The organism is Cryobacterium sp. TmT2-59 (assembly GCF_004403545.1).
GTDB lineage: Bacteria > Actinomycetota > Actinomycetes > Actinomycetales > Microbacteriaceae > Cryobacterium > Cryobacterium shii.
This window is the reverse complement of record NZ_SOGM01000067.1, coordinates 1-5,386: the sequence shown is the minus strand read 5'-3', so window position 1 is coordinate 5,386 and position 5,386 is coordinate 1. Positions and strand designations below refer to the sequence as shown.

Sequence of the window (5,386 nt, the reverse complement as noted above, 5' to 3'; positions counted from 1 at the left end):
GAAGCGACAGCCCATTATTGGGCCTGAAGTCGGGTGCGTCCGATCCTTGAGAACTCAACAGCGTGCACAATGTCAAATGCCAAAAACCTCGTGATTTGGATCCGTTTCTAGCGGTGAAGGATCGGGAGATTCCTTTGGAAAACATTTAAACAACAAAGCAAGTCAGTAATGATTTGTTCTGTCAGTTTCAAACTTGTGTCTGGTCCGCCTATTCCGGTGGTCAGTCACACTAGATGTGCCGTTGCCTTCGGGTTTCGTGCAGTCAAACATTTACGGAGAGTTTGATCCTGGCTCAGGACGAACGCTGGCGGCGTGCTTAACACATGCAAGTCGAACGGTGATGAGGAGCTTGCTTCTCTGATCAGTGGCGAACGGGTGAGTAACACGTGAGCAATCTGCCCTTGACTCTGGGATAAGCGTTGGAAACGACGTCTAATACCGGATACGACCCTTGGAGGCATCTCTGGGGGTGGAAAGAATTTTGGTCAAGGATGAGCTCGCGGCCTATCAGCTAGTTGGTGAGGTAATAGCTCACCAAGGCGACGACGGGTAGCCGGCCTGAGAGGGTGACCGGCCACACTGGGACTGAGACACGGCCCAGACTCCTACGGGAGGCAGCAGTGGGGAATATTGCACAATGGGCGAAAGCCTGATGCAGCAACGCCGCGTGAGGGACGACGGCCTTCGGGTTGTAAACCTCTTTTAGTAGGGAAGAAGCGTTAAAGTGACGGTACCTGCAGAAAAAGCACCGGCTAACTACGTGCCAGCAGCCGCGGTAATACGTAGGGTGCAAGCGTTGTCCGGAATTATTGGGCGTAAAGAGCTCGTAGGCGGTTTGTCGCGTCTGCTGTGAAAACCCGAGGCTCAACCTCGGGCCTGCAGTGGGTACGGGCAGACTAGAGTGCGGTAGGGGAGATTGGAATTCCTGGTGTAGCGGTGGAATGCGCAGATATCAGGAGGAACACCAATGGCGAAGGCAGATCTCTGGGCCGTAACTGACGCTGAGGAGCGAAAGCATGGGGAGCGAACAGGATTAGATACCCTGGTAGTCCATGCCGTAAACGTTGGGAACTAGATGTGGGGACCATTCCACGGTCTCCGTGTCGCAGCTAACGCATTAAGTTCCCCGCCTGGGGAGTACGGCCGCAAGGCTAAAACTCAAAGGAATTGACGGGGGCCCGCACAAGCGGCGGAGCATGCGGATTAATTCGATGCAACGCGAAGAACCTTACCAAGGCTTGACATATAGAGGAAACGTCTGGAAACAGTCGCCCCGCAAGGTCTCTATACAGGTGGTGCATGGTTGTCGTCAGCTCGTGTCGTGAGATGTTGGGTTAAGTCCCGCAACGAGCGCAACCCTCGTCCTATGTTGCCAGCACGTAATGGTGGGAACTCATGGGATACTGCCGGGGTCAACTCGGAGGAAGGTGGGGATGACGTCAAATCATCATGCCCCTTATGTCTTGGGCTTCACGCATGCTACAATGGCCGGTACAAAGGGCTGCAATACCGCAAGGTGGAGCGAATCCCAAAAAGCCGGTCTCAGTTCGGATTGGGGTCTGCAACTCGACCCCATGAAGTCGGAGTCGCTAGTAATCGCAGATCAGCAACGCTGCGGTGAATACGTTCCCGGGCCTTGTACACACCGCCCGTCAAGTCATGAAAGTCGGTAACACCCGAAGCCAGTGGCCTAACCCGCAAGGGGAGGAGCTGTCGAAGGTGGGATCGGTGATTAGGACTAAGTCGTAACAAGGTAGCCGTACCGGAAGGTGCGGCTGGATCACCTCCTTTCTAAGGAGCACAGCAGTGCCGTCTGTATACAGCGGAACACCACTGCCAAGCCATTTCGGGAGCACACGTTTCCCGGTGGCGCTCATGGGTGGAACATTGACATTGATGCAGAAGCGAACAGTTTGAACTTGGTACGCTCCGGTGTTGTTTACAGCACGGGAGTTGGAAGGGTTTGGGTTGGGGTTGACTGTATATGCACGCTGTTGGGTCCTGAGGGACCGGAACGATCGGGTTACGGCCTGGTTGGACTTTTCCTCTGGACCTTTTCCTGTTCACATCATTCGTGGGCAGGTGAGGGTACCGCCCGTACTTTGAGAACTACACAGTGGACGCGAGCATCTTAAATTTGACGGACCTCGGTCCGACAGATTACAAAGATCAAAGCACTCGTAAGAGTGTTAGATCATTGGTCAATTTCTGTCGCGAATTTATTCGTGACACCAATCGATTCAAACTCATGTGATTTCAAATTTCTAAGAGCAAACGGTGAATGCCTTGGCATGTAGAGCCGAAGAAGGACGTAGTAATCTGCGATAAGCCTCGGGGAGTTGATAAACAAACTGTGATCCGAGGATTTCCGAATGGGGAAACCCCGCCAGGCCCGTAAGGTGACCTGGTGACTCCCGCCTGAATATATAGGGCGGGTAGAGGGAACGTGGGGAAGTGAAACATCTCAGTACCCACAGGAAGAGAAAACAATAGTGATTCCGTTAGTAGTGGCGAGCGAAACCGGATGAGGCTAAACCGATCATGTGTGATAGCCGGCAGGCGTTGCATGGTCGGGGTTGCGGGACTTTTCTGCTGCTTCTGCCGAACAGTGAGGGTTAGAACGTTGTATAGACGAACAGGATTGAAAGCCTGGTCATAGAGGGTGCGAACCCCGTAGTCGAAATGCAGCAATCGCCCGAAGAGTATCCCAAGTAGCACGGGGCCCGAGAAATCCCGTGTGAATCCGTCAGGACCACCTGATAAGCCTAAATACTCCTACATGACCGATAGTGAACAAGTACCGTGAGGGAAAGGTGAAAAGTACCCCGGGAGGGGAGTGAAATAGTACCTGAAACCGTTTGCTTACAAACCGTTGGAGCCAGTCTGATTCTGGTGACAGCGTGCCTTTTGAAGAATGAGCCTGCGAGTTAGTGATATGTGGCGAGCTTAACCCGAGAGGGGAATGCGTAGCGAAAGCGAGTCTGAATAGGGCGATTCAGTCGCATGTCCTAGACCCGAAGCGAAGTGATCTATCCATGGCCAGGTTGAAGCGACGGTAAGACGTCGTGGAGGACCGAACCCACTTCAGTTGAAAATGGAGGGGATGAGCTGTGGATAGGGGTGAAAGGCCAATCAAACTTCGTGATAGCTGGTTCTCTCCGAAATGCATTTAGGTGCAGCGTTGCGTGTTTCTTGCCGGAGGTAGAGCTACTGGATGGCCGATGGGGCCTAAAAGCTTACTGACGTCAGCCAAACTCCGAATGCCGGTAAGTGAGAGCGCAGCAGTGAGACGGTGGGGGATAAGCTTCATCGTCGAGAGGGAAACAACCCAGACCACCAACTAAGGTCCCAAAGCGCGTGCTAAGTGGGAAAGGATGTGGAGTTGCACAGACAACCAGGAGGTTGGCTTAGAAGCAGCCACCCTTGAAAGAGTGCGTAATAGCTCACTGGTCAAGTGATTCCGCGCCGACAATGTAACGGGGCTCAAGCACGCCACCGAAGTTGTGGCATTGATATTTTTGGTAAGCCGCACACTTGTTGTGTTGGTTCAGCCGTGTTGATGGGTAGGAGAGCGTCGTGTGGCCAGCGAAGCGGCGGTGTAAACCAGCCGTGGAGGCTACACGAGTGAGAATGCAGGCATGAGTAGCGAAAGACGGGTGAGAAACCCGTCCTCCGAAAGATCAAGGTTTCCAGGGCCAGGCTAATCCGCCCTGGGTAAGTCGGGACCTAAGGCGAGGCCGACAGGCGTAGTCGATGGACAACGGGTTTATATTCCCGTACTGGCGAAAAACCGCCCAAGCTAATCCAGTAATGCTAAGTATCTGAATCCCACTGACCAATGCCTTCGGGCGGCGGGGGTGGGCCTAGCGTACGACCCTATGCTGGTGCGGTTAGCGTATTAACAGGTGTGACGCAGGAAGGTAGCTGAGCCGGGCGATGGTTGTCCCGGTCTAAGGATGTAGGCCGAGAGATAGGCAAATCCGTCTCTCATATAAGGCTGAGACCCGATGGGTAGTCCTCACGGACGAAATCAGTGATCCTATGCTGCCAAGAAAAGCATCGACGCGAGGTTTTAGTCACCCGTACCCCAAACCGACTCAGGTGATCAGGTAGAGAATACTAAGGAGATCGAGAGAATCGTGGTTAAGGAACTCGGCAAAATGCCCCCGTAACTTCGGGAGAAGGGGGGCCTGAGGCGTGAAGGGATTTACTCCTGGAGCGTTCGAAGGCCGCAGAGACCAGTGGGAAGCGACTGTTTACTAAAAACACAGGTCCGTGCCAAGTCGCAAGACGATGTATACGGACTGACGCCTGCCCGGTGCTGGAAGGTTAAGAGGAACGGTTAGCCGCAAGGCGAAGCTGAGAATTTAAGCCCCAGTAAACGGCGGTGGTAACTATAACCATCCTAAGGTAGCGAAATTCCTTGTCGGGTAAGTTCCGACCTGCACGAATGGCGTAACGACTTCCCAGCTGTCTCAACCGCGAACTCGGCGAAATTGCATTACGAGTAAAGATGCTCGTTACGCGCAGCAGGACGGAAAGACCCCGTGACCTTTACTACAGCTTGGTATTGGTGTTCGGTGTGGCTTGTGTAGGATAGGTGGGAGACTTTGAAGCTTGGACGCTAGTTCAGGTGGAGTCAACGTTGAAATACCACTCTGGTCATATTGGATATCTAACTTCGAACCGTGATCCGGTTCAGGGACAGTGCCTGGTGGGTAGTTTAACTGGGGCGGTTGCCTCCTAAAAAGTAACGGAGGCGCCCAAAGGTTCCCTCAACCTGGTTGGCAATCAGGTGTCGAGTGTAAGTGCACAAGGGAGCTTGACTGTAAGACTGACAAGTCGAGCAGGGACGAAAGTCGGGACTAGTGATCCGGCAGTGGCTTGTGGAAGCGCTGTCGCTCAACGGATAAAAGGTACCTCGGGGATAACAGGCTGATCTTGCCCAAGAGTCCATATCGACGGCATGGTTTGGCACCTCGATGTCGGCTCGTCGCATCCTGGGGCTGGAGTAGGTCCCAAGGGTTGGGCTGTTCGCCCATTAAAGCGGTACGCGAGCTGGGTTTAGAACGTCGTGAGACAGTTCGGTCCCTATCCGCTGCGCGCGCAGGAAATTTGAGAAGATCTATCCCTAGTACGAGAGGACCGGGATGGACGAACCTCTGGTGTGTCAGTTGTTCCGCCAGGAGCACCGCTGATTAGCTACGTTCGGAACGGATAACCGCTGAAAGCATCTAAGCGGGAAGCCGGCTTCGAGATGAGATTTCCATCCCTTCGGGGGAGAGGCTCGCAGCTAGACTACTGCGTTGATAGGCCGGATGTGGAAGAGGGGACTAAAGACCCTTGGAGCTGACCGGTACTAATAAGCCAATAATTTGATAACACT

The 5,386-nt window shown here is 53.6% G+C and carries 2 rRNA genes; both read left to right on the top strand.

What is annotated here, in order from left to right:
- The first annotated feature begins 269 nt into the window (after positions 1 to 269).
- Positions 270 to 1,791 (top strand): 16S ribosomal RNA (locus E3T24_RS10905).
- Positions 1,792 to 2,254: 463 nt separating this feature from the next.
- Positions 2,255 to 5,383, top strand: a 23S ribosomal RNA gene (locus E3T24_RS10900).
- The 16S and 23S rRNA genes sit together here, the layout of an rRNA operon.
- The last annotated feature ends 3 nt before the right edge of the window (positions 5,384 to 5,386 follow it).